Below are 1,253 nucleotides of genomic sequence, written 5' to 3'. Positions count from 1 at the left end.
TGTTCGCTGGAAATGTATCTCAACCAGCATCATAAACAAAGCGTCTTGAACATCGTTGGATTTTGAAAAAGGAACATGAATGCCGCGTCGCGTCACTCTAACCGATCGGCAGAAGGATGCGCTGCTGCGCCTGCCGACCTCCCAGACGGATTTGTTGCGGCACTACACGCTGAGCGATGAAGACCTCGACCATATCAGGCAGCGCCGACGTGCTCACAACAGGTTCGGCTTCGCCCTGCAATTGTGCGTCCTGCGCTATCCCGGCCGGGTGCTGGCGCCTGGCGAACTGATCCCGGCGGAGGTCGTCGAATTTATCGGAGCGCAACTCGGTCTGCGTGCCGACGATCTGGTTGACTATGCCTCCCGTGAGGAGACGCGGCACGAGCACCTTGCCGAGTTGCGGGCGATCTACGGATTCCGCACCTTCTCCGGACGTGGCGCGCGTGAGCTGCAGGAATGGCTGTTCCGGGAAGCCGAGATGGCGGTGTCGAACGAAGATATCGCCCGTCGCTTCGTGGCGGAATGCCGACGCACCCGCACGGTTCTTCCTGCAACATCGACGATCGAGCGGCTTTGCGCCACGGCCCTGGTCGATGCCGAGCGGCGGATCGAGACGAGGATCGCCAGTCGGGTGTCCGTGCCCAGCCGGGAACAGTTGCTGGCATTGCTCGAGGACACGGCCGACGACCGGGTGACCCGCTTCGTGTGGTTGCGCCAATTCGAGCCGGGGTCGAACTCTTCATCGGCCAACCGGCTGCTTGACCGGCTCGAATACCTGCAACGTATCGATCTCCCCGAGGATCTGCTGGCCGGAGTTCCCGCTCATCGCGTGACACGTCTGCGCAGGCAAGGCGAACGGTACTATGCCGACGGCATGCGCGATCTTCCGGAAGACAGGCGGCTTGCGATTCTGGCCGTTTGCGCGTCGGAATGGCAAGCGATGCTCGCCGACGCCGTGGTCGAAACCCACGATCGGATCGTCGGCAAGCTCTACCGGGCATCGGAGCGCATTTGCCAAGCGAAAGTCGCCGACGAAGCGAACGCGGTGCGCGACACCCTGAAATCCTTCGCCGAAATCGGCGGAGCCCTGGTCGATGCGCAGGATGATGGCCAGCCGCTGGGCGACGTCATCGCGAGCGGATCTGGTTGGGACGGCTTCAAAACCCTTGTCGTGATGGCAACGAGGCTCACCGCCACCATGGCGGACGATCCGCTCAATCATGTGCTCGACGGCTATCACCGTTTCCGCCGAT

1 protein-coding gene (running past one end of the window) is annotated in these 1,253 nt (G+C 62.2%); it reads left to right on the top strand.

Annotation, left to right across the window (positions count from 1 at the left end; all coding sequences use genetic code 11):
* The first annotated feature begins 79 nt into the window (after positions 1-79).
* Positions 80-1,253 carry the 5' end (the start) of a Tn3 family transposase gene (locus BN32_RS25225; protein WP_040427743.1) on the top strand. The gene runs 1,712 nt beyond the window's last position, so the window shows 1,174 of its 2,886 coding nt (coding positions 1-1,174); the start codon lies at positions 80-82; its stop codon lies beyond the right edge, outside the window.

It is taken from the genome of Afipia birgiae 34632, assembly GCF_000308295.2.
GTDB lineage: Bacteria > Pseudomonadota > Alphaproteobacteria > Rhizobiales > Xanthobacteraceae > Afipia > Afipia birgiae.
The sequence above is the reverse complement of the archived record's forward strand: the minus strand, read 5'-3'. Positions and strand labels throughout refer to the sequence as shown.